The organism is Chryseobacterium sp. Marseille-Q3244, assembly GCF_940807095.1.
Taxonomy (GTDB): domain Bacteria; phylum Bacteroidota; class Bacteroidia; order Flavobacteriales; family Weeksellaceae; genus Chryseobacterium.
In genome coordinates, this window is record NZ_CALNWX010000001.1 from 364214 (window position 1) to 385875 (window position 21662).

Consider the following 21662-nt stretch of genomic DNA (forward strand, 5'->3'; position numbering starts at 1 on the left):
TAGCAGTGTTGAACTGGAAGAGCCATTATTTAAAGATAATGGCTTATCTTTTCACCAACTAAAGCATGAAATGAACAGAACATTAGTAATAGGAGACATTCACGGCGGATTTAGAGCATTAGAACAGGTACTTGAAAGGGCTGAAGTAGCCCCAAATGACAAGCTGATCTTCCTTGGAGATTATGTAGACGGTTGGAGTGAATCTTTCCAGGTTATTCAAACTTTAATAGAACTTTCCGAAAAGAACAACTGTATTTTTATCAAAGGAAATCATGACGTATGGTGTGAAGATTGGTTAGCCCGTGGAGAAGGGCCTGGTGTATGGCTTTCCAATGGCGGGAAAAGTACGGTAGACAGTTATGAGAATTATTCTCAGGAAGATCAAGAGTTACATCTTGAGTTTTTCCAGCGTATGAAAAGTTATCACGTTGATGACCAGAACCGTCTGTTTATTCATGCCGGATACTCGTCCATGCACGGACCTGAAAAAGAAGTGTATTCCAGCAATTACCGCTGGGACAGAACCCTTTGGGAAACAGCTGTAGCCATGGATAAGAAACTGGAAAAGCACTCCATGTTATATCCCAAAAGGCTGCTTCTTTACAAGGAAATATTTATCGGACATACTCCAACGCTGTATATTGGAAGTAAAACTCCAACCAATAAAGCCAATATCTGGAATATGGATACCGGAGCTGCATTTACAGGTGCATTATCTATCATGGATATTGATACCAATGAATTCTGGCAAAGTGATCCGCTTCCCTCATTATATCCTAATGAAAAAGGAAGGAATGGCGATATGTTAAATAGATGATAAATAAGGAATTAAACTTTTCAAGGATCATAAATTGATGTGTTCTTCCTTTTGTTCGTAGGCACTAATCTTGTTGGATTGCGCCTACTTTCAAACTTAGTAATTTCCTCTCTTCTTTTAGTATTTTATATCCCTGAAACCTTCTATATTTGTAAAAACGATCCGCTATGAAGAAAAATATCTACGAACAATTATCTGATGAAGAGCTGCTTAAAAAAAGAAATACATTCAAAGGAGTTTCTATTGGCTTTGGAATTGTTTTTATACTAGGCATTATAGCATTTATTACAATTCTGGCCATAAAAGGGGCGAAAGGCTTTCCCTTTGCAGCATTTACTCCATTCATTGTAATGCCTGTAACGATGGCTCCTTTGCTTATCAATCTAAACTTAGTGAATAAAGAGATCAAATCAAGAAATCTCTAATCCCCTTATCATTGGACAGGAAGCAGAAAAATACTATATTGATGTATATTTTGCTTTTTTGACAGGATCATATTGATTAATTTTAAATCCTGAAAATTATGTCAATAATGAAACTGAAATATCTCCTGCTTACCTTAAGTTCTTCTCTTCTTTTTGCTCAGAAATCATTCCAGACCCCTTTTGAAAAAGGAAACGGTAATCAAACTGTTACCTATGATGAAATGAATGCCTATTATCAGGATCTGGCCAAAAATTTTAATACCATTCAGTATCTTAAAAAAGGAGAAGATGACAACGGAAAGCCTATTTATGTTGTTATATACAATCCTTTTCCTGAAAAAGATCCCGAAAAACTGAGAAAAGATAAAGCCATTCTCTTTGTCAATAACGGAATTCACCCGGGTGAACCGGACGGAATTGATGCTACCATGATGCTGATGAGAGATTTAGCCACGAAAAAGATTAAAACTCCACAAAACTTTATCATTGCTGCTATTTCAGCCTATAATGTCAGTGGGATGCTGAACAGGGGATCACATTCCAGAGCTAATCAGAATGGTCCGGAGCAATATGGATTCAGAGGAAATGCAAGGAACTATGATCTTAACAGAGACTTCATTAAAGCAGATTCTAAAAATGCCAAAAGCTTTCAGGAAATCTATCAATGGCTGAAACCCGATGTTTTTATTGATAACCACGTTAGTAATGGAGCAGATTACCAATATACTTTTACCTATATCTCAACCTTTAAAGAACGGTTAGGAAATACATTAGGAACCTATTTTTATAACGATTATCAGGCTAAAAACCTTGATGATATGAAGAAGCTGGGTTATGAGAGTACACCTTATGTTAATATTCATGGCGACGTTCCGGAAGTAGGCTTTGCATCATTCGAAGATTCACCCAGATATTCTACAGGGTATACTACTTTGTTCAATTCTTTAGGAACCGTTCCCGAAACTCACATGCTGAAGCCTTATGATAAAAGGGTAGATGCTACCTACAAATATATGTTGGTCAATGTACAGAATCTTGATAAAGACTACCAGAAGATAAAACAGCTTCGTATAGAGAACCTTAAGCAATACCAGGCCGGTAAACAGTACGGAATTCGTTGGAAAATAGACTCTACCCAATATACAACTATGGATTTTAAAGGGTATGAAGGAAAGTATAAACCAAGCGAAATCTCAGGAAAACCAAGGCTGTATTATGATAGAAACAAACCCTTTACTAAGAATATAAAACTTTTTACCACAGCTGTACCTACTGGATATATCACGATTCCTAAATACTATGTTATTCCACAATCGCAGTACAGGATCATTGAGGAATTTAAGAGAAACGGTATCCAGATGAAGCCAATCCTGAAGGACAGTACCATTGCCGTGGAGTCCTATAAGATCAAAGATTTTAAAACGGTAAAAAACTCTTACGAAGGACACTATCTGCATTATGAAACCACAGTAGAGACCTCCAAAAAAGATCAGAAATTTGCGGCAGGTGATTATATTGTTTCTACCCATCAGTCTGGAGTTAAATACATTATAGAAACCCTTGAACCTGAAGCATTGGATTCTTTTTTTAACTGGAATTTCTTTGATGGCATCTTGGCTCAGAAAGAATATTATTCAGCCTATATTTTTGAAGACACAGCTGCTGAGTTACTCAAAAAAGATCAAAAGCTTAGGGAAGCATTTGAAATGGCAAAGAAATCAGATAAAAGACTGGCAGAAGATGGAGAAGCTCAACTGGATTGGGTGTACAGACATTCGCCTTATTTTGAAGAAAAAACTTTCAAACAGTATCCGGTGTTTAGGGTTCTGTAAATAATTGAAAATAAATAAATAAGATCAAAAAAGACGTTTCATTGAAACGTCTTTTTTGATTTATTTTGGTAAGCCTCTTTTTAAAGCGATCTCTGCTCTCTTAATGGCCATCTTTTCCTTCCAGTCCATGTACTTGTTCTTGAAGTTAGACTTCATAATGTCATCAAACTTTCGTTGTACGGTAAGGTTCCATAAAGAATGTGCCTTTACTGCCCATGATTTATCCCAAGCCCTTAACGAGATAGAGAAAGAACCATCAAGATATTTCATCCAGTGCCACCATCCTGTAGGCATGAATAGGGTATCACCATGCTCAAGGAAACATTCAATACCTTCTACACCGTCCAATGCCGGGAACTTTGTGAAATCAGGATTTTCAATATCATAATCCTCGAGAGCATAGGTTGCATAAGGAATCTGGTACAGCCTTTCTCTCCATTTATAATCAAAAAGAAGAATATGCTTTCTTCCGTTAAAATGAGTATGGAAAATGTGCGCCATATCTATATCAAAATGCAAAAAGGTAACGGAGCCTTTCCCACCGAAGAACATATTTGGGTATTTATCAAGAAACCCTCCCATAAGCTCTTTGGGTGAAATATAATCTTCTAAAAGTTTTGGAGCATATTTTATTGGGTCAAAAAGGAAAATTCTAAGATCAGTAGGCTCTCTCTGAATAAGATCTATATAATCTCCGAATTTCATTTTGGCCGCCGAAGAATTGATGGGAGCAGAAGGATCTGCCTTTGAGCTGTCATATAAAGGGACCTCCACATCTCCTACAACCTCCTTCATATATTCCATCGTCCATTTTTGATAAGCAGGCCACTTTTTTGCCATATTTTTGATGACAACGGGCCTTCTTGGCTTTAGATATTTTTCGTAGAATTCCTCTTTAGAAATATCATCGACAACATCTATAGGCTTTAAAATAATTCCCATTTTGTAAATTTTATGTTACAAAATTATTAAATAAATATTTATGAACCCGTGTTTAATTTTTTTTAATATATGATTCAATTCAAATTTTCTTATTTAGTCTAAATAAAAAATATAAATATTTACAATTGTTTATCCGATGTTTAATTTTATTACCAATATGAACAAAAAATACCTTGTAATAGAATTTCAGGGTAAAAACATAAAAATAGATGAATAAAAATCCATTTTGAGGGTATAACTATTCTTTTTATTTACAAACTTTTTTTAAAAGGAGAATAAATTTAAGAATTAAAAGAGACTTAAACGATATCAATTCAAAATTTAGGGAAATATTTTTAAATTTTATTTTTAAAGAAGACTACTTATGAATATTTTATATTCAAAGGAAATGGCCAAATTTTTAATATTTAATATAAAGGTGGTTGTTTTAACATTTTTATATTTAAATGTTATTCATTCGTTAGTGATTTTTAATACTTTTCATTTATATAAATTTTCATTACAGTAAGATAAAGCATTGAAAACTATAATTGACCGGATTGACTTATTTCTTTTGCTGAAAAAACAAATAATAACTATTTTTATAGTGATACAATTTAACTTTTCAGTTAAAAATATATCTTTAAAGAAAGTGTAACGAAAAACTACAATGATTAACTAATTACTCAAATAGTGGATATGAAAAAAAATATTTCCTTATTTCTGATGCTTTTTATAACGGTATTCACCTTTGCTCAGAAAACAATTTCCGGAAAAATTACGGATGATGATGGGGTAGGTATACCGAGTGCAAGTGTAACCATTGAAGAACCGGGTAAAGATGCCATTTTGGCTTATGGAATAACGAATTCCAAAGGGGAGTACAAGGTTACTTTCACTTCTCCGGAATCCAATGTGGATCTCAAGGTAAAAGCCTTCAACCTGAAATCGCTTACAAAGCAAATCAGCAACAGTGATCAGACCTTGAATTTTAAAATGCAGTCTGAAGCTACAGAAATTAAAGAAGTACAACTGAAAACAAAAATGATCACTGCGAGAGGAGATACCATTTCCTATGATCTTAAAGCATTCAACAGTAAAAATGACAGAACCCTGGCCGATGTCATGAAAAAGATTCCCGGGATTGAAGTCAATACAGACGGAACCATCTTGTATCAGGGGAATGCAATCAATAAATTCTATGTTAACGGTAAAGACCTTATGGAAGGCGGTTATGGGACGATCAATAATTCGCTTCCCAAAGATGCTGTACAAAAAGTGGAAGTCCTTGAAAATCACCAGCCGGTAAAAATCCTTCAGGATAAAGTACCTTCAGACCAGGCGGCGATCAATATTAAACTTAAAAACTCAGTAACTATGACCGGCCGTGGCGAAGTGGGGACCGGTTTTGGTGAACCATGGCTATGGAATGTGAAGCTTACTCCTATGTTTTTCGGACAGAAAAGCCAGTGGGTAGTCAACTATAAAACCAACAATATGGGTGAGCAGGTGGAAAATGAAGGAAATATTCTGGCATTCGGAAGTGGATGGGAAGGGAAGAGATCCAATATTTCCCAGAATAACTGGCTGAGTGTAGAAAATGCAGATGCACCCAATCTTCCTGTGAAAAGATATTTGCTGAATAGTGTACATTACCTCTCTGCCAATTACCTTACCAATATTGATAAGAAAAAAGAATGGGAACTTAAAGCCAATGCCAATTATACTAATAATGCGGTGGAAAGAGAGTCAAATGCTATAACTACAGATATCCAGCAGGGAATAAAGTACAATACCAGGTTTCTGAATAATTTTTATACAGATAAACTTAAAGGAGAATTAATTTTCACAAAGAATGCTAAAAAGGGATTCTTTAAAAATACAACAACTTTCTCCCAGTTTTGGAATGCAGATAGAGCCTTTGCAGAGAGAAATGATAAATTTGGATATAGATACGGAAATGAAGCATTGCAGTCTCCAACTTCGTCATTTCAGAACTCCTTAAGTACCATCATTCCATGGAAAGAGAAAATGGTCAATTTTAAATCCTATATAAGTTATCAGAATGATAAACAGGTATTGGAGATTTCTCCTGCCAATTATTTACTAATTCCTTATAAAGAGAAAGATGATGATGAAATTAAAAATATGAAGTTTGCACCTGGAAGCATTGCTTTACAGAGTTTTAGAATTAAAAGTTTAGATACATCACACTCTGCAAATATCAGTTTTACCACAAAAGGATGGACGTTTACACCACAAGTTGGAATTGATTTTTCTACAGATAAGTTAACTACTAATTTTGATGCAATTACAGAGGATAACAAACCTGATTTCAGTACCCTGGCTTATGAAAATGATTTAAAGTTCACTAGAGTTAACCCATCTGCTTCAGTAGGTATAAACTATAAATCAGAATCATGGAGCTTATTTTCCAGCTTTCCGGTTAACTTTAATAATATAAAAGCAGAAGACCAGTTCAGAAATGTTTCAAAGTCTTTAAATAAAGTGACCTTTACCCCTAATATTTTTGCTCAATACTCTTTTGCATCATTCTTTAAAGCAAGTATGAGCGGAGGAATCAGTAATAATTTCGGGGATATACAAACTGCTTATGCAGGATATATTCTTACAAGCCCTGGGGGGTTCAGTATAATGAGTCCTGAAAATCCAATACCTCAGACTACTACAAAAAATGGAGGAGTAAGGTTGGAATATAGAAATCCACTTAATAATCTTTTCTTTAATGTTGGGTATAGGCTAAGTGATGCTAAAAATAACTTATTGGCTTCAAGTGTCGTTAATGCATCAGGGATCAGTATGACTGAATATATAGAGCGTGAAAATAAAAGAACAAGCAATAGCTATTATGCAGAAATAGGAAAATATTTTCCAAAATTTAAAACCAATGCATCATTTAGCTTTAATAATAGTCTATCAAAATCACAATTGATAAGGAATACAGATTTGATTGATAATAAGACTGATGCCAATACATTAGGCTTTAAGTTGAACAATACATATTTCTCATGGATGAGTATAGATTTTAATGCTACTAAAACATGGAGCAAACAATCTAATGCCTATCTGACAGGAAACTTAGGAAAAATAGAAGGATATACCCATAATTTAAATGTATTCTTCTATCCTTTGGAAGGTCATACGCTTGGATTCTATTGGGATCAGATTAATTCAAAATTGGGCGATACAAAATTTAACAATGGATTTTTTGATGTATCCTATCAATTCAGCTGGACTAAGAAAAAAGTTGATTTTGAACTGAAATGGATGAATATTGCTGATAGAAAAGTATTTGAAAAGGTAACAGTAGAAGATGCTACAATTAAACAAACCACAATGCAGCTCCGTCCTAGTCAGGTCATGTTTACGGTAAAATTCAATTTTAAATAAAATAAAAACCAATCCGAAAGGATTGGTTTTTTGTTGAGATATAGTATAGATTTAAAAAGCCTGATGATCGGCAGAAGGACCGTAGCTTCCCGGTAAAGGAATATCATTGATCCTGTAATAAACACCCAATTGTGCTCTGTGATGAGTAATTTGGTTTAAAGCATGGCGAATGGATTCGTATTTAGACCATTTTGCCAGTTCTTCTCCATTGTTTTTCAGCGCCCAACTTGCTGTAAGATCATTCTCATTGGCATTTTCCAGGGCTTCTTTTCCTGATTTGAAATTCTGATCAAGTGTTTGAAGAAGATCTTCTCTCGTAGAAAGTTGCTTAGGCTGATAGGCCCCACTGGCAAAATCAAGCTCAGATGTAGTAAGCATGGTGTTCGGCCATTCAAAAATTTCAGCAATGTGAGTAGCGAGAGGCAGCATTTTCATACTTTTTTCATGAGGGGAAAAGTCATTTTTTTCGTCAGGATAAGCTTCAAAGAATTTTCTGGTGGTTTGGTATTCGGCTTCCAGCTCATTTTTAAATTGTGATAAAGTATCCATAATATTTTGTTTTTGAGAGGATTAAAGTTAAAAATTTTAAGCCTTAAAATGTTTTAAGAGAATCATAATTTTTACATACAAAGAGTTATTGTTTGACCAATATTAAATTCTACCCCTCCATCTTCCTGCTTCCATCTAAAAAAATTGAAAAAAAACTGTAACAAATTCACCAAAGTGATCACTAATTAATAAAACTTGAGAAATGAAAAAGCTATTTTCAGTATTTCTTATCACGCTTTTTGCCTTTGCTAATGCTCAGGAAGCTAAAGAAACGGCTAACCGATTCTTTTATGAACTTACATTTAAGCCAAGAAAAGACTCTGTAAAGCTAGATAAGCTGATAACGATTTTGGATATTACTCCTAAAAAATCTATTTATCAGGATTATACCATTCCTTCTCAGGATTCTATTATCAAGCTCGCTGTTGAGGAAATGGAGAAAGCCAAAACATGGAAAGATATTTCTAAACTCATCAGGATGCCTAAGTTTGCCTATAAGATTGTGAAAACTTATCCGGAAATGAAAGAGCAGTATGTTGATAGAGTAAGCATGAATTTATTTGGATATGATGACCCTGTTAAGTTTACCTGGAATATTCTTCCGGATAAGCAGAAAATAGGAGAATACAATACTCAAAAAGCGACTACAGAATATGGAGGCAGAAAATGGACTGCATGGTTTAGTTCAGATATTCCTTTTCAGGATGGCCCCTATAAGTTCTACGGTCTTCCAGGGTTAATCGTTAAGATTGAAGATGACGAGAAAAACTATTCCTGGATGTTAAGCGGGAATAAGAAGATTGAAAATTATGATGAGTTATCCTATTCAGATAAGATCAATGCGAAATATGGTGTTTCCAACACAGTAACACCTACAACAAAAGAAAAATTTGACAAGGCCTATGCTAGTTTTAAGCAGGATCCAATGGCTGAAATCAGACAAAGAGTGACTCCGGAAATGATGAATATGAAAATGCCGGGATCTGATGTAACCATCGGTGATGCACTTAAAAGACAAGAAAAAATGACAAAGGATTACTTTAACTCAAATGATAATCCGATTGAAAAAGATCAGGCTTCTTCTGATAAAAAGAAAAAATAAGCATTCATATCAACTAAATTATATTCCGAATCAACCCAGGTGCAGTAATGTATTTGGGTTGATTTTTTTATAGGCTAAACGTTATTTAGATTAAATTTAAATAGCGTATATTTGCACTACAAAAAAATAGGGCTTTGAAAGAGAAAGATTTACATAAATTAAGTGGATTTCCTAAAAACAAAATGGGAAAGATATTGGGATATGATAATGACCATCTGAAAATGCCCAATAAAATCATTGAAATGGGACTTCTACCGGAGACCGTTTTCAGGATTTTGTACCAGGCTCCATTCAATGGACCGATGTATGTGGAGTTTGGAGCAGAGAAAAGCCGGATTGCTCTTCGTGAGGAAGAAGGAGATTATATCATTGTTGAAGAATTGAATTAATGCAGGCAAACAAGAAAAAACAGATACTTTTAGTTGGGAATCCTAATGTAGGAAAGTCAACGGTTTTTAATGCACTTTGTAACAAAAAGCAGAAAACCGGAAACTATGCGGGTGTTACCGTTGCAAGCCATTCGGGAAACTATACGCATAAAAACGAAGACGTTGAAGTCATTGACCTTCCAGGTTCTTACAGCGTTTATCCAAGTTCAGAAGATGAGGCTATTTTCTCAAAATACCTTCGTGATGAGCAGAAAAACTACGCAGGAGTTGTTTATATTCTTGAAGCCCTAAGTTTAAAAAGAGGTCTGCTTCTATTCCAGCAAATTCAGGATCTTGGGATCCCGATGATTCTGATCGTTAATCAGATTGATCAGGCAGAGAGAAGAGGCATCACCATAGATATTCAGAAATTTTCTGAAGCATTAGGAATTAAGATCATTCAAACCAATGCCAAGGAGCAGATTGGGATTGATGAAGTGAGAGAAGCCGTTTATAATAACGAGTTTGTAAAAACAGAAAATGCCTCATTTGAAATACCTGGTGAACACAAAGAGTTCATCCAGAAATTGGTATCTGGTAAAGGCTTTGATAATGAATATAAAGCTTGGATGAGCCTTTCATTGGGAACAGATCTTGATAAACTAGAATCTGTAATGGATCAGATTAATGATTCTCAGTCTAAAAGTTTGGTTCCGAAAAGATTACAGGTTCAGGAGACCGTTAGGAGATATCAGAACGTAGATAAAATATTAGAGAACGTAATTTCAAAGCAACCGCAGTTCAAAGAATTGCTAACAGAAAAACTGGATAAAGTTTTAGTTCATAAATTCTGGGGATATGTGGTTTTCTTATTAATCTTATTGGTCATCTTCCAAAGTGTTTTCTTTCTGGCAGAATATCCAATGAACTGGATCGAAGAATTTTTCTCATGGCTGTCAGCCTTTACGAATGAACATCTTCCGGAAGGACCTATTAATTCACTAATCTCCAATGGAATTGTTCCGGGAATCGGAGGAATTGTAGTGTTTGCTCCACAGATTGGTATTTTACTGTACTTCCTTTATTTATTAGAGGATTCAGGATATATGGCAAGAGTTGTCTTCCTGATGGATAGGCTTTTGCGTCCTTTTGGATTGAACGGGAAAAGTATCGTTCCCCTTGTTTCAGGAACAGCCTGTGCGATTCCGGCAGTCATTTCAACAAGAAACATTGAGAACGTTAAAGAAAGATTGCTCACCATATTGGTAACACCGTTTATGACGTGCTCGGCAAGACTTCCGGTATATAGTATCATTATAGGACTGATCATTTCAGAAGGATCATTTTTAGGAATAAAGTATAAAGCTTTGGTTCTAATGGGAATGTATCTGTTAGGATTCTTGGTCGCATTATTCTCTGCAGCAATTCTTAAGAGATTTATTAAAGATAAAGGAAAAACCTATTTGGTAATGGATCTTCCTGCCTATAAAAAACCGCTTTTTGGATATGATCTTAAAATGGTTTTAGGTAAAGTATGGGATTTCATCACCGGAGCCGGAAAAATAATCTTCATTGTAAGTATTATTATCTGGGTGTTAAGCTATTTTGGACCTAAACAACAACCCAATGAGATGGTTGCTTCAAACGTTCATTTAGACCATTCTTATCTGGCCAAAATGGGTAAAAGTATAGAACCGTTAATCGCTCCTTTGGGATACGACTGGAAAATGGGAGTAGGGATACTAACCAGTTTTGTAGCAAGAGAAGTCTTCGTAGGGACTATGTCAACGTTGTATAGCCTTGAAGATGATGCTCCGGAAGTAAAAGTTATTGATAAAATGAGAAGAGATGTAAAGCCTAATGGAGAAAAAGTCTTCAGCTTTGCGACCGGAATTTCCGTTCTTCTGTTCTACGCGTTTGCAATGCAGTGTGTGTCTACACTTGCAGTAGTCTATAGAGAAACCAAAAGCTGGAAATGGACAGGCTTTCAGGTAGCTATGATGACAGGTTTGGCATATTTTGTGTCGATGATAGTATATCAAATTTTAAAGTAATGGATTCTTCATTAATTTTTCAATACATACTGATTGCATTAATAGTAGCATTTGCCTGCTATTCTTTATTCAAGGTACTTAAAAAGAATTTTGCGCCCAATAAGTTCAGTTCCAAAAGATCAGGCTGCGATAAAGATTGTGGCTGTTCTTAACACAGATTTCAAGGGATAAATTAAAAAAAATGTAGTATTTTCATTTTTTTAATTTAAAATATCCAGATTGATTCTTACAAGAGACGTATTTGTTGTAGTATTTCTACTGTTGGCCACTCAGGTCAATGCACAAAGGGATACCACAGATATCAAATCTTACGCAGATCAGGTTATGGTCCGTGCCAATCTTGATACTAATATTGAAAGCTATATTTTTACAGAAGGAGAAGAGGGAAAAGAAAAAAAACAGATCTTCTCTATCAATAACAAAACAAAGGTTTCTTTTTCTATAGACTATAGGATTATAAGTGCAACGATATCCTTTGCACCCCGTTTTTTCACAGGGAATAATGACAACGACCTGAAAGGGAACAGCTCTTATACGGACTTTAGTGTCAGATTTTTCCCCAACAGACTCATCCAGAATCTTTATTACAAAAATGTAAAAGGCTTTTATATTGAAAATATGAAAGAGATCTTTCCAGATTGGAAGGAAGGAGATTCTTATATGCAATTCCCGGATTTAAGAGTACAAAGCTTTGGAGGCTCTACCGCCTATATTCTGAATAAAAACTTTTCCGCAAGAAGCATCTATACACAAGGTGAATGGCAAAGGAAAAGCAGTGGCAGTTGGGTTCCGTTTCTGGATTATGACCTTACCATTTTAAGAAATAAAATAGAAGATCAAAAAGCCAAAGAAACACAGTATAAATTAGGAGCCAATATGGGGTATTTCTATAACTGGGTACTCGGGAAAAATGTAAATATCGCACCTTATCTTGCCTTAGGACTCGGAGGAAAATTTTCTACCTATCGCGATGTTTTTGGGGATGGCTCAATAAAGAATGTCCAATATCTGACTTTAAGAATGGAAGGAGGTCTTCACATAGGATACAATACAGACCGGTTTTTATTCGGCGGAAAGATGAATTTCAGTGCATATGCTTATAACCAAACAAGGAATCAAACCGTAGAGAACAACAGTCTGTACGGTTTACTGTACATAGGCTATCGCTTTGCTCCTCCGAGAGTTGTGAAAGATACATATGATAAAGTTCAAAAAAAGATCCCTGTCTTATAAGGTCAATGTCTTTTTAAGTATCTTTGTTTCTCATAAATTATTACACTAATCAATAAGAAATAAAACAGAATGTCGTTAATAAAATCTATTTCGGGAATTCGCGGAACTATAGGAGGGAAAGTAAATGATAACTTAACACCTCTTGATGTAGTAAAATTCGCTTCCGCATTCGGAACATGGCTTCAGAATAATAAAAATAAAAAAGATTTAACCCTTATTATCGGAAGAGATGCCAGAATCTCAGGACAGATGGTTTCTTCCCTGGTTACTGCAACATTACAGGGATTAGGAATCAACGTGGTTGATCTGGGCCTTTCTACAACGCCTACCGTTGAAGTAATGGTTCCTGAGCTAAATGCAGATGGAGGAATTATCCTTACCGCATCTCACAACCCAAAACAATGGAACGCTCTTAAATTGTTAAACGAAAAAGGAGAATTCATCAGTGGTGAAAATGGAGCAGAGGTTCTTGCTTTAGCAGAAAGTGAAGAATTCAATTATGCAGAAGTAGACGATTTGGGTAAATACGAAACAAGAGATGATGCTTTTGACATTCATATTAAGCAGATCCTTGATTTGCCAATGGTAGACGTTGAAGCAATCAAAGCTAAAAACTTTAAAGTAGTATTAGATGCTGTAAACTCTACAGGGGGAATCGCCATTCCAATGTTATTAGACAAATTAGGTTGTGAAACCATTAAACTATATTGCGAACCAACAGGCCATTTTCCACACAATCCTGAACCGTTAAAAGAACATTTAGGGGACATCTGTGAACTGGTTAAAAAAGAAAATGCAGATCTTGGAGTAGTAGTAGATCCGGATGTAGACAGATTAGCTTTAATTGATGAAAAAGGAGAAATGTTCGGTGAAGAATACACCTTGGTAGCCGTTGCAGATTATCTTTTAAAACATAAAAACGGAGCAGCAATTTCCAACCTTTCTTCAAGCCGTGCTTTGAGAGACGTTGCGCATACTCACAATTCAGAATATTTCGCAAGTGCTGTAGGAGAGGTAAATGTAGTCACTTTAATGAAAGAAAAAAATGCAGTAATTGGTGGAGAAGGAAATGGAGGAATTATCTATCCTGAACTTCACTACGGAAGAGATTCTTTAGTAGGTGTAGCCTTATTCCTGACTCATTTGGCAAAAGAAAATAAAACCGTTTCCGAACTAAGAGCTGGATATCCAAGCTATTTCATGGGGAAAAAGAAAATTGAACTGACCCCGGAAATTGATGTAGATGCTATCCTAAGTAAAATGGAGAAAGAATATGAGAACGAAGAAGTTTCTACCGTTGATGGCGTTAAAATAGACTTTGAAAACAATTGGGTACACCTTAGAAAATCCAATACAGAGCCAATCATCAGAATTTATACTGAAGCTAAATCTCAGGAAGAAGCTGATAAATTGGGAGATGATATCATCGCTAAGATTAAAAGTTTAATTTAAATAAACATAAGAACGGACTTGCTCCGTTCTTTTTTTATCCCCGAATGTTTGAACATATCAAAAACAAATTTCCCTTTCCGAAAGAAAAATGGAGAAAATTTTTAGGCAACTTCGAGCGGATGGAAGTTCCTGCTAAAACCGTACTTTTAAATGAAGGAGATGTTTCAAATAATGCCTTCTATCTGGAAAAAGGAATTGTAAGAGCTTGGTATAATAACGACGGTAAAGATGTTACCTTTCAGTTTTTCCTGGAAAATACCATGTTCTCTTCCCTGGAAAGTTTTAAAAAAGGTCTTCCGAGCATGGTCTCCTTTGAAACAGTGGAACCCTGTATTTTGTATAAAATTAAAAAACCTGATGTAGAAGCATTTCTTGAAGAAGCTTACGAAACTCCTGAACTTAGAAACCTATTGATGGATGCCCTTTTTGAGAGAATCTTCGATTATATGAAACATTTCTTTTCATTTATAAAAGACACTCCACAGCAACGGTATATTCACCTTGCTCAGCAAAAGCCGGAGATCATCAAAAGAGTCCCCCAGCATTATATTGCTTCTTATTTAGGGATTACCACGGTGCATCTCAGTAGGATAAAGAGTAAAATATTGAAAGAGAAGAGTTCTTAGGCAGGAAGACGGGTTTTGGAGCAGGAGGTTTTTCGCAGGCCATGTAGAAATGAAGGCTATGCTTACCTTGTTTGCTGAGTTGCCCTAACATTCAAAAAATAAAAAAACATAGTAAAAACACTTGCGAACCCAGCCTTCTGCTTTCATTTTCATATGTTTCCTCAACTGATAACAAATGTTATCGCTTCCTCATTTTCCCCTTCATAATTTTGTATAAAAATGTAAAACAATGAAAGCAGCAATAGTATTTGAAAAAGGAAGTATCCCTCAATATGCAGATTTTCCTGAGCCGGAAATAACAAATGAAAACGAAGTATTAGTAACGGTAAAGGCAGCATCCATTAAAAACCTTGATAAAGCAAGAGCTAGTGGGAAACATTATTCTACGGAAAGCGAAGTCCATAAACCAACAATTGTAGGTTCAGACGGAGTGGGGTACCTTGAAAACGGTTCAAAAGTCTATTTTTTCAGTAAAAAGGGAACCGTTGCAGAAAAAGCAGTTGCTAATCCCAACATGATGGTGGCTATTCCTGAAGGATTAGACTTTTCCATAGCAGCAGCACTTCCCAATGCGGTAATGGGATCAGCAATGGCATTAAAGTTCAAAGCCGGTATACAGCCTGGAAATGTTGTGCTGGTGAATGGAGCAACAGGAATTACAGGCAGAATAGCCGTTCAGATTGCAAAGGTGTATGGCGCAAAAAAAATTATTGTTACCGGACGAAACGAAGAATCTCTACAGGCACTTCGTGAACTGGGAGCAGATGAGGTTGTTTCCTTACAGTTAAGTGACGAAGATTTTAAAACGAGAATAAAAGAAATTCATAATGAAAGTCCTATCGATATTGTTATCGATTATATCTGGGGACATTCTGTAGAAATGATTTTATCAGCGTTTAAAGGAGATGGAACATTTTCTCATACAACGAAACTGGTTACTATTGGTGGAATGAGCGGTGATACGATTCAATTGTCCTCACAGATTCTCAGAGCAACAGATATCCGGATTTCTGGATCAGGATTGGGAAGTTGGACAAAAGAAGAATCAGCACTTTTATTTTCAGAAATTATTCCCGAAATGTTTAAAGCAGCTGTGGAAGGAAAAATTAAAATAGAAACTGAAGAGGTTGATATAAAAAATATCGAAACGGTATGGAATGCTGAGATACAAACCGGAAAAAGGCTTGTAGTAAGAATTTAACCCCAATTTCCATTTTTTTATCCACAATCCTTTTATTGGTTTTCTTTTTTTACTATTTTTATAATAGAAATTTATGAAATGGAAAATTCAAAAAAAAGTTGCAACTTTGCATAAATATTTGAATATCAGTTTCAGATATATTATTAATTAATAAAGTTTGCCGAGGTCTGTAAGTAAATTCAGGCATTGGGCCGACAAAGAGGACACTATTGGAAGAGTATTTTGGAAATGAACTTGTAAAAAAGTTCGAAGAAATGATGGAAAACAATGACGAATTCTACTTCGATACCGAGGAGTTGGAAGATATCATTGTTTATTATTTGGAGCTTGGTGATTTTAATTACGCCGATATGGCCGTTAATTATGGACTGAAGCTTCATCCCAATTCATTAGATATCAAGATCAAAAAACTTGAAATTCTTCTGGAGTGGGAAGAATATAATACGGCGAAAGAACTTATTGATGAGTTAAAAGGTTCTTCTATGGAGAATACAGACTTTTTGGTTTGTTACGCCAAGTATTATTCGAACCTGGGTAACCCTAGAAGATCCATTGAAATCTGTAAAAAAGCCCTTACGCTGGAGGAAGAAGAAAATTTCCTTCACAACTTTATTGCGGATGAATATGTAAATCTGGGTGATCCTTTTAACGCTCTTAAGCATTATAGAAAAGCACTCAAAGAAGATCCTTCTGATGAATATTCAATGGAAAATGCGATGGTGTGCTTTAGCGATTTGAATAAGAGTGAGGAGGCTATTGCCTTTCTTAATGAATATTTAGATGAATTCCCTTATTCCGAAACTGCATGGTTTGAATATGGACAATTCTACTTCAATAGAAAGAATTTTGATGAAGCCATAAAAGGATATGATTATCTATTGGCCATTAATTCAAATTCTGTAGGAGTATATGCCAATAAAGCAGCTTGCTATGAAGCTTTAGGACAATACCAGAAAGCAATTGAAACCTATGAGGAAATGCTTGAGCTGGAATATACCAAAGCATTTACTTTCTATAAAATCGGACTGTGTAATAAAGCATTAAAGCAACCTATTTTAGCTTTAAACTCATTTCAGAAATCATTGAGAGAAGACCCTCAGTTTTATCTGGCGATGATGGAGCAGTCTTATTTATATGAAGAAATGGGCGGCATGTCTGAAGCACTTTATTTTGCTAAAGAGGCTACCCAGTTGAACGAGAATAATCTGGATTATCAAAAAAGACTTGCATTCCTGTTCATAGATTCAGGGAAATTTGAAGAAAGTCTTGCCTGTCTTAAAAAGCTTGTAGATGCTGAACCATCAAGGTTTTACAACTGGTATGCATACTCAGAAGTTCTGATGCTTGTAGGAGAATATGAAGAAGCGGTTACTGTTTTAAATGCAGCAGTTAAGCATCACCACAGAGCTGAGCTGTTTTATCAGTTAAGCAATTGTTTTTTCAACCTTAGAGATCAGGATAAAGGAATAGAATCACTTCAGAAAGCTTTAGAACTGGATCCGTCTTTGGTAAAGGATATGCAAAAGAAATATCCATTCATCAAGGAAGAGGTAAAAAAGGTGAAGGTAAGTAAAGTGAAGAAAAAGAACTAAACGTACTCCAAATAACGAAAAAGTCTGCAGAAATGCAGGCTTTTTTTATTGATTAAGGGGATTTGAAGCTGGGAACTGGAGATGGAAAGTTATGAAGGTCATAAAGAATCACCGTTCTCTCTGTTTTACCATTTTTAAAATCTATAGTGACAATTAACAATTATATCACTAACAGTAACTTCCAGCTTCCAGTGTTTGTAGTACATCTATTTTTTCGGATTACTCCTTAAAAAGATCAATCCGGCAATGATAATTCCTGCGCCTATAAATTGGAATAGAGTTAGTTTTTCACCATCAATTATCCCCCAGATAATTGCCACAATAGGCATTATAAGGGTAACTGTTGAAGCAAAAAGCGGAGTGGAAACTTTTAATAACCTATAATTCATAGTCATGGCAAGTCCGGTTCCGAAAATGGAGAGTAGACTGACGAACATCAGCCCAAGCATATTGTCCTTTGAAAAACTGAACTCAGAAAAGAATCCTGTACTCGTAAGAGCGATAATGGAAGGAAAAATTAAAACAAAAGAAAAGATAAAAGAAGATAAAACCACGGAAGAAACCTCCATAAGTTTTGATTTTACGGTTGTTGTACTTAAAGCATAGCATAAAGTAGCCAGTAATAGCAATAAAATCGGTATTATTTTAAGTTCACCGCTGTCACCACCACCAAAAGCCAGAATACAGACTCCTGTAAAGCTTATCAGTGTTCCGACGATCTGTTTTTTTGTGGTTTCAAACTTCCAAACCAAAGCACCTACAATAATGACGAAAATAGGCATCATGGAGTTGATGATCCCGGCAATACTGCTGCTGACCTCCGTTTCTGCAATCGGGAACAGGAACATAGGGATGAAGTTTCCGGTCAAGGCAGCTAAAACAAGCCATTTTAAATGCTTCTTCGGAAAAAGTTTGTAATTGGAAATGGCAATGGGAAGCAAAATAATACCAGCGATAAGCACTCTTAGTGATCCTACCTGATATGGATTGAAATGATCCAGTGATTTTTTGATCAAAATAAAAGAAGACCCCCAAATAATACTCAGGATCACCAGAAGAAGCCATTTTTCTTTATCTGCGTTCATTATTTTCGTGTAGGATTTTTAAAAATTCTTTTTTGGGAATCATTTTAGCACCCAGACTCTCCAGATGTTCTGTATGAGATTGGCAGTCAATTAATTCAATCTGCTCTTTGTTGCTTTCCACAAAATGGATAAACCCAGCTTTTGAGGCATTGCTGACTTTGGCAAACATACTTTCACCACAGAAAATGTTTCCGATTTGTAACCCGTAAAAACCTCCTACAAGCTCTTCATCCTGCCACACTTCTATGCTCTTGGCCAGACCATATTCATGAAGTTGGATGAAAGAATCCATCAGTTCATCGGAAAGCCAGGTACCGGATTGTCCTTTTCGGATAGTTTGCTGACAGTTTTTGATGACTTCTCTGAAATTTTTGTTCTCGGAAAAAGTGAAAATATTTCTGTTTAATATCTTTCTCATCGATTTGGAAACCTTGATTTCATCAGGTACCAAAACAAATCTTGGGTCAGGGCACCACCATAAAATATCCTCTCCTGGGTTGTACCAAGGGAAAATACCTAATTGATAAGCGAACCAAATGCGCTCTACAGACAGATCACCACCATAAGCAATAAGCCCATCATGGCCATCATACACCTCCGGATCAGGAAATGAAATTTCGTTTTCGTCTAATCGAACCATTTTTTAGAAAAAAAATCCCACTTTTAAGAAAGCAGGATTTATATTTGATCTTAATTCTTTAATTAGAAAGGCAAATCATCATCGTCGTCTCCGGCAAACGGATTCTCATTAGAAACAGGAGATGCGGATTGCTGAGGCATAGCCTGAGTAGGTTCTGATCCATTATCAAAAACTTTCTCTACTTTCCATCCTGTGATAGAGTTGAAGTATTTAGTTTCACCCTGTGGAGAAACCCATTCTCTACCTCTGATGTTGATTCCTATTTTTACGTTCTCACCTTCTTTAATATTATCTAATAAACTAATTTTATCAGACAAAAATTCTATGTTTATCGGCTGTGGATACTGTTCCTGGGTTAAAATAACCAATTCTCTTTTTTGAAATCCACTTGCAAATGTTTGAGTTTCAAAAAGTTTCTTTACCGTTCCTTGTAATTCCATATCGTAATTATTAACGATGTAAAAGTAAGAAAATGAAATGTAATAATAGGTGCTGCTGAAAAAAAATCTGGAAATTTTAATTTTTTTCTCGAAAAAGTTTGGAGGTAAAGGAAATTGTCCTATATTTGCACTCACAAAAACGAAGCAAGCTCTTTAAAACTTACAATACAAAAAAACCAGCGGATGTGGTGTAATTGGTAGCCACGCCAGACTTAGGATCTGGTGCCGTGAGGCGTGGGGGTTCGAGTCCCTTCATCCGCACTATGCGAAAATAGCTCAGCTGGTAGAGCACAACCTTGCCAAGGTTGGGGTCGCGGGTTCGAATCCCGTTTTTCGCTCCACACCATGCCCTGGTGGTGGAACTGGTAGACACGCAGGACTTAAAATCCTGTGTCCGTAAGGACGTACGGGTTCAAGTCCCGTCTGGGGTACAAATCCCTCTGTATTTCATTACGGAGGGTTTTTTGTTTTTATAGAGAGAGTTCTTTAATAGGATTTCTTATATTTGTAAGAGAATTGATTTTGTATCTGTGAAAACAGATCAATATAACCAGCGGATGTGGTGTAATTGGTAGCCACGCCAGACTTAGGATCTGGTGCCGTGAGGCGTGGGGGTTCGAGTCCCTTCATCCGCACCATACAAAAAGTAGGATTTGCTTTCAAATCCTTTTTTTGTACCACACACCAGCCCTGGTGGTGGAACTGGTAGACACGCAGGACTTAAAATCCTGTGTCCGTAAGGACGTACGGGTTCAAGTCCCGTCTGGGGTACAAAAACCCTCTGTATTTTGAATACGGAGGGTTTTTTATTTTAGTATTCTGTGCCCTTATTTTTAATCTTAGTCCAAGAAAGCTTTTCTATTGACTTCTTTCAATTTTTACGATAATAACTAGGTCCAACCCCAACTTCGTTCTTAAAAGCCACACTAAATGATGAAGGAGAAGCATATCCCAAATGATAGCCAATCTCTTTAATAGAATAATCAGAATTTTTAAGCAGATAAAGCGCTTCTTTCATCCTAAGCTTGGAAGCATAATGGAAAACACCATCCCCAAACAATGCCTTGAAGCCGTTCTTTAATTTAAACTCATTAATACCAAATTTTATAGAAAGCTGTTCAATGGTGTAGAATGATTTTAGGTTTCCCTCTATAAAATCTTTTACGGCCATGAGTTTGTGAATTTCAGAATTGCTGATGGAAGCTTTGCTTTTTGTTTCTGCTTCGTTTTCCTCTTTTTTTGCAAATTCAAAGATGAGCAGAAGAAGACTGAGTATTTTACTTTTAATAAAATAATCTTTATAGAACCCTTCCAGACTGCATTTTTTGATTTCTAACAAAATACTCATCATTTGTGGGGTTATAGGGAGCCCTTCAGGGAATAGACTGGCAGGCTGATTCTGATCTATTTTAAAAATGAAATCCTGTAAAATACCGCTGCTTTCTGCCAATTGGTGAAAGTAATCCTTGGAAACGTAAATATCAAGATTTTTGTAAGACATCTCTTTCTGGAAATCTATTTGTACATCCGCATTTTCCGGAGTAAAATAAATATAATGATGAAACAGTTTATATTCTCCGGGCTTCCCATCAACCAAATCCCTGATAACTTCTGCTCCGTCAAGGAAAAAAGCCAGTTCAATATATTTTATGGCTTCTGTACGGAATTTCATCGTATAGTCCCTGATATAAGAAAACTGATATTCTTTTACTAAAAATTCATCCCCTTCATACAGAGTAAGGGTTTCAAATGTTCCAAGCTCATTAACGAAAGTTTCGGGCACACTGCTGCGATGATTCCCCCCGAAAAAATCCAAAATCTGTCTTGCTATCGTATGGTTCGGTACAATCTCTCCCAAAATCTAAAGTCTTTATCCCAAGCTCAAAAGTTTTTCCTATTGGCAACCGCTAATTT

At 35.8% G+C, this 21662-nt stretch carries 18 protein-coding genes and 5 tRNA genes; 17 read left to right on the forward strand and 6 right to left on the reverse strand.

The window, feature by feature from the left end; genetic code table 11:
- The first annotated feature begins 70 nt into the window (after positions 1-70).
- From NBX25_RS01705 to NBX25_RS01715, 3 genes are all read left to right on the forward strand, one after another.
- The gene (locus tag NBX25_RS01705; RefSeq protein WP_123858372.1) at positions 71-817 is read left to right on the forward strand and encodes a metallophosphoesterase family protein; all 747 of its coding nucleotides are present in this window, start codon (positions 71-73) and stop codon (positions 815-817) included.
- 167 nt (positions 818-984) lie between these two features.
- A complete protein-coding gene (locus NBX25_RS01710; protein WP_250252572.1) occupies positions 985-1242 on the forward strand; it encodes a hypothetical protein in 258 nt (85 codons plus the stop codon).
- A gap of 107 nt (positions 1243-1349) precedes the next feature.
- Complete coding sequence (locus NBX25_RS01715) at positions 1350-3074, forward strand: M14 family metallopeptidase (RefSeq protein ID WP_250252788.1); 1725 nt, start codon at positions 1350-1352, stop codon at positions 3072-3074.
- Positions 3075-3134: 60 nt separating this feature from the next.
- Here the strand turns inward: NBX25_RS01715 and NBX25_RS01720 are convergent, their stop codons facing one another.
- Positions 3135-4016 (reverse strand): cupin-like domain-containing protein, encoded by an 882-nt coding sequence (locus NBX25_RS01720; RefSeq protein WP_123909562.1) that lies wholly within the window; start codon positions 4014-4016, stop codon positions 3135-3137.
- 678 nt (positions 4017-4694) lie between these two features.
- On the opposite strand from NBX25_RS01720, the gene NBX25_RS01725 reads away from it, so the two are divergent.
- Positions 4695-7406: a Plug and carboxypeptidase regulatory-like domain-containing protein gene (locus tag NBX25_RS01725; protein WP_250252574.1), complete on the forward strand. Its 2712-nt coding sequence runs from the start codon at positions 4695-4697 to the stop codon at positions 7404-7406.
- 51 nt (positions 7407-7457) lie between these two features.
- On the opposite strand, the gene NBX25_RS01730 is transcribed toward NBX25_RS01725, so the two are convergent.
- Positions 7458-7955, reverse strand: coding sequence for a DinB family protein (locus NBX25_RS01730; protein WP_123858368.1), 498 nt, complete (start codon positions 7953-7955; stop codon positions 7458-7460).
- Positions 7956-8157: 202 nt separating this feature from the next.
- On the opposite strand from NBX25_RS01730, the gene NBX25_RS01735 reads away from it, so the two are divergent.
- From NBX25_RS01735 to NBX25_RS01770, 8 genes are all read left to right on the forward strand, one after another.
- Positions 8158-9057, forward strand: coding sequence for a GLPGLI family protein (locus tag NBX25_RS01735; protein ID WP_250252576.1), 900 nt, complete (start codon positions 8158-8160; stop codon positions 9055-9057).
- Positions 9058-9191: 134 nt separating this feature from the next.
- The gene (locus tag NBX25_RS01740) at positions 9192-9446 is read left to right on the forward strand and encodes a FeoA family protein (RefSeq protein ID WP_082811058.1); all 255 of its coding nucleotides are present in this window, start codon (positions 9192-9194) and stop codon (positions 9444-9446) included.
- Entirely contained in the window at positions 9446-11479 is a 2034-nt protein-coding gene (gene feoB / locus NBX25_RS01745; RefSeq protein WP_250252578.1) for a ferrous iron transport protein B, read from the forward strand. The genes NBX25_RS01740 and feoB overlap by 1 nt, the downstream gene beginning before the upstream one ends.
- A gap of 219 nt (positions 11480-11698) precedes the next feature.
- A complete protein-coding gene (locus tag NBX25_RS01750) occupies positions 11699-12712 on the forward strand; it encodes a DUF4421 family protein (RefSeq protein WP_250252580.1) in 1014 nt (337 codons plus the stop codon).
- A 69-nt stretch (positions 12713-12781) separates the two neighbouring features.
- On the forward strand, positions 12782-14164 hold the full coding sequence (gene glmM / locus NBX25_RS01755) for a phosphoglucosamine mutase (RefSeq protein ID WP_123909566.1): 1383 nt from the start codon (positions 12782-12784) through the stop codon (positions 14162-14164).
- A gap of 44 nt (positions 14165-14208) precedes the next feature.
- On the forward strand, positions 14209-14790 hold the full coding sequence (locus NBX25_RS01760; RefSeq protein WP_123909567.1) for a Crp/Fnr family transcriptional regulator: 582 nt from the start codon (positions 14209-14211) through the stop codon (positions 14788-14790).
- A gap of 229 nt (positions 14791-15019) precedes the next feature.
- Positions 15020-15991, forward strand: a complete 972-nt coding sequence (locus tag NBX25_RS01765; protein ID WP_250252581.1) for a quinone oxidoreductase family protein — start codon at positions 15020-15022, stop codon at positions 15989-15991.
- Positions 15992-16200: 209 nt separating this feature from the next.
- Positions 16201-17583, forward strand: a complete 1383-nt coding sequence (locus tag NBX25_RS01770) for a tetratricopeptide repeat protein (protein WP_123909569.1) — start codon at positions 16201-16203, stop codon at positions 17581-17583.
- Between the two features lie 206 nt (positions 17584-17789).
- Here the strand turns inward: NBX25_RS01770 and NBX25_RS01775 are convergent, their stop codons facing one another.
- The 3 genes from NBX25_RS01775 to NBX25_RS01785 form a co-directional block, all read right to left on the reverse strand.
- The gene (locus NBX25_RS01775; RefSeq protein ID WP_123909570.1) at positions 17790-18668 is read right to left on the reverse strand and encodes a DMT family transporter; all 879 of its coding nucleotides are present in this window, start codon (positions 18666-18668) and stop codon (positions 17790-17792) included.
- Positions 18655-19308, reverse strand: coding sequence for a leucyl/phenylalanyl-tRNA--protein transferase (gene aat, locus NBX25_RS01780; protein WP_250252583.1), 654 nt, complete (start codon positions 19306-19308; stop codon positions 18655-18657). The genes NBX25_RS01775 and aat overlap by 14 nt, the downstream gene beginning before the upstream one ends.
- 62 nt (positions 19309-19370) lie before the next feature.
- The gene (locus NBX25_RS01785) at positions 19371-19748 is read right to left on the reverse strand and encodes a DUF3127 domain-containing protein (RefSeq protein WP_123909572.1); all 378 of its coding nucleotides are present in this window, start codon (positions 19746-19748) and stop codon (positions 19371-19373) included.
- Positions 19749-19927: 179 nt separating this feature from the next.
- Here NBX25_RS01785 and NBX25_RS01790 point away from each other — a divergent pair.
- The 5 genes from NBX25_RS01790 (at position 19928) to NBX25_RS01810 (ending at position 20519) form a co-directional block, all read left to right on the forward strand.
- Positions 19928-20009, forward strand: a tRNA-Leu gene (locus NBX25_RS01790).
- Between the two features lie 4 nt (positions 20010-20013).
- Positions 20014-20089, forward strand: a tRNA-Gly gene (locus tag NBX25_RS01795).
- Between the two features lie 6 nt (positions 20090-20095).
- Positions 20096-20179, forward strand: a tRNA-Leu gene (locus NBX25_RS01800).
- A gap of 122 nt (positions 20180-20301) precedes the next feature.
- Positions 20302-20386, forward strand: a tRNA-Leu gene (locus NBX25_RS01805).
- Positions 20387-20435: 49 nt separating this feature from the next.
- Positions 20436-20519: transfer RNA gene (locus tag NBX25_RS01810), tRNA-Leu, on the forward strand.
- Positions 20520-20619: 100 nt separating this feature from the next.
- Here the strand turns inward: NBX25_RS01810 and NBX25_RS01815 are convergent.
- Positions 20620-21606 carry a helix-turn-helix domain-containing protein gene (locus tag NBX25_RS01815; protein WP_250252585.1) on the reverse strand — a complete coding sequence of 329 codons (987 nt, stop codon included), beginning with the start codon at positions 21604-21606 and terminating at the stop codon, positions 20620-20622.
- Positions 21607-21662: the final 56 nt, after the last annotated feature.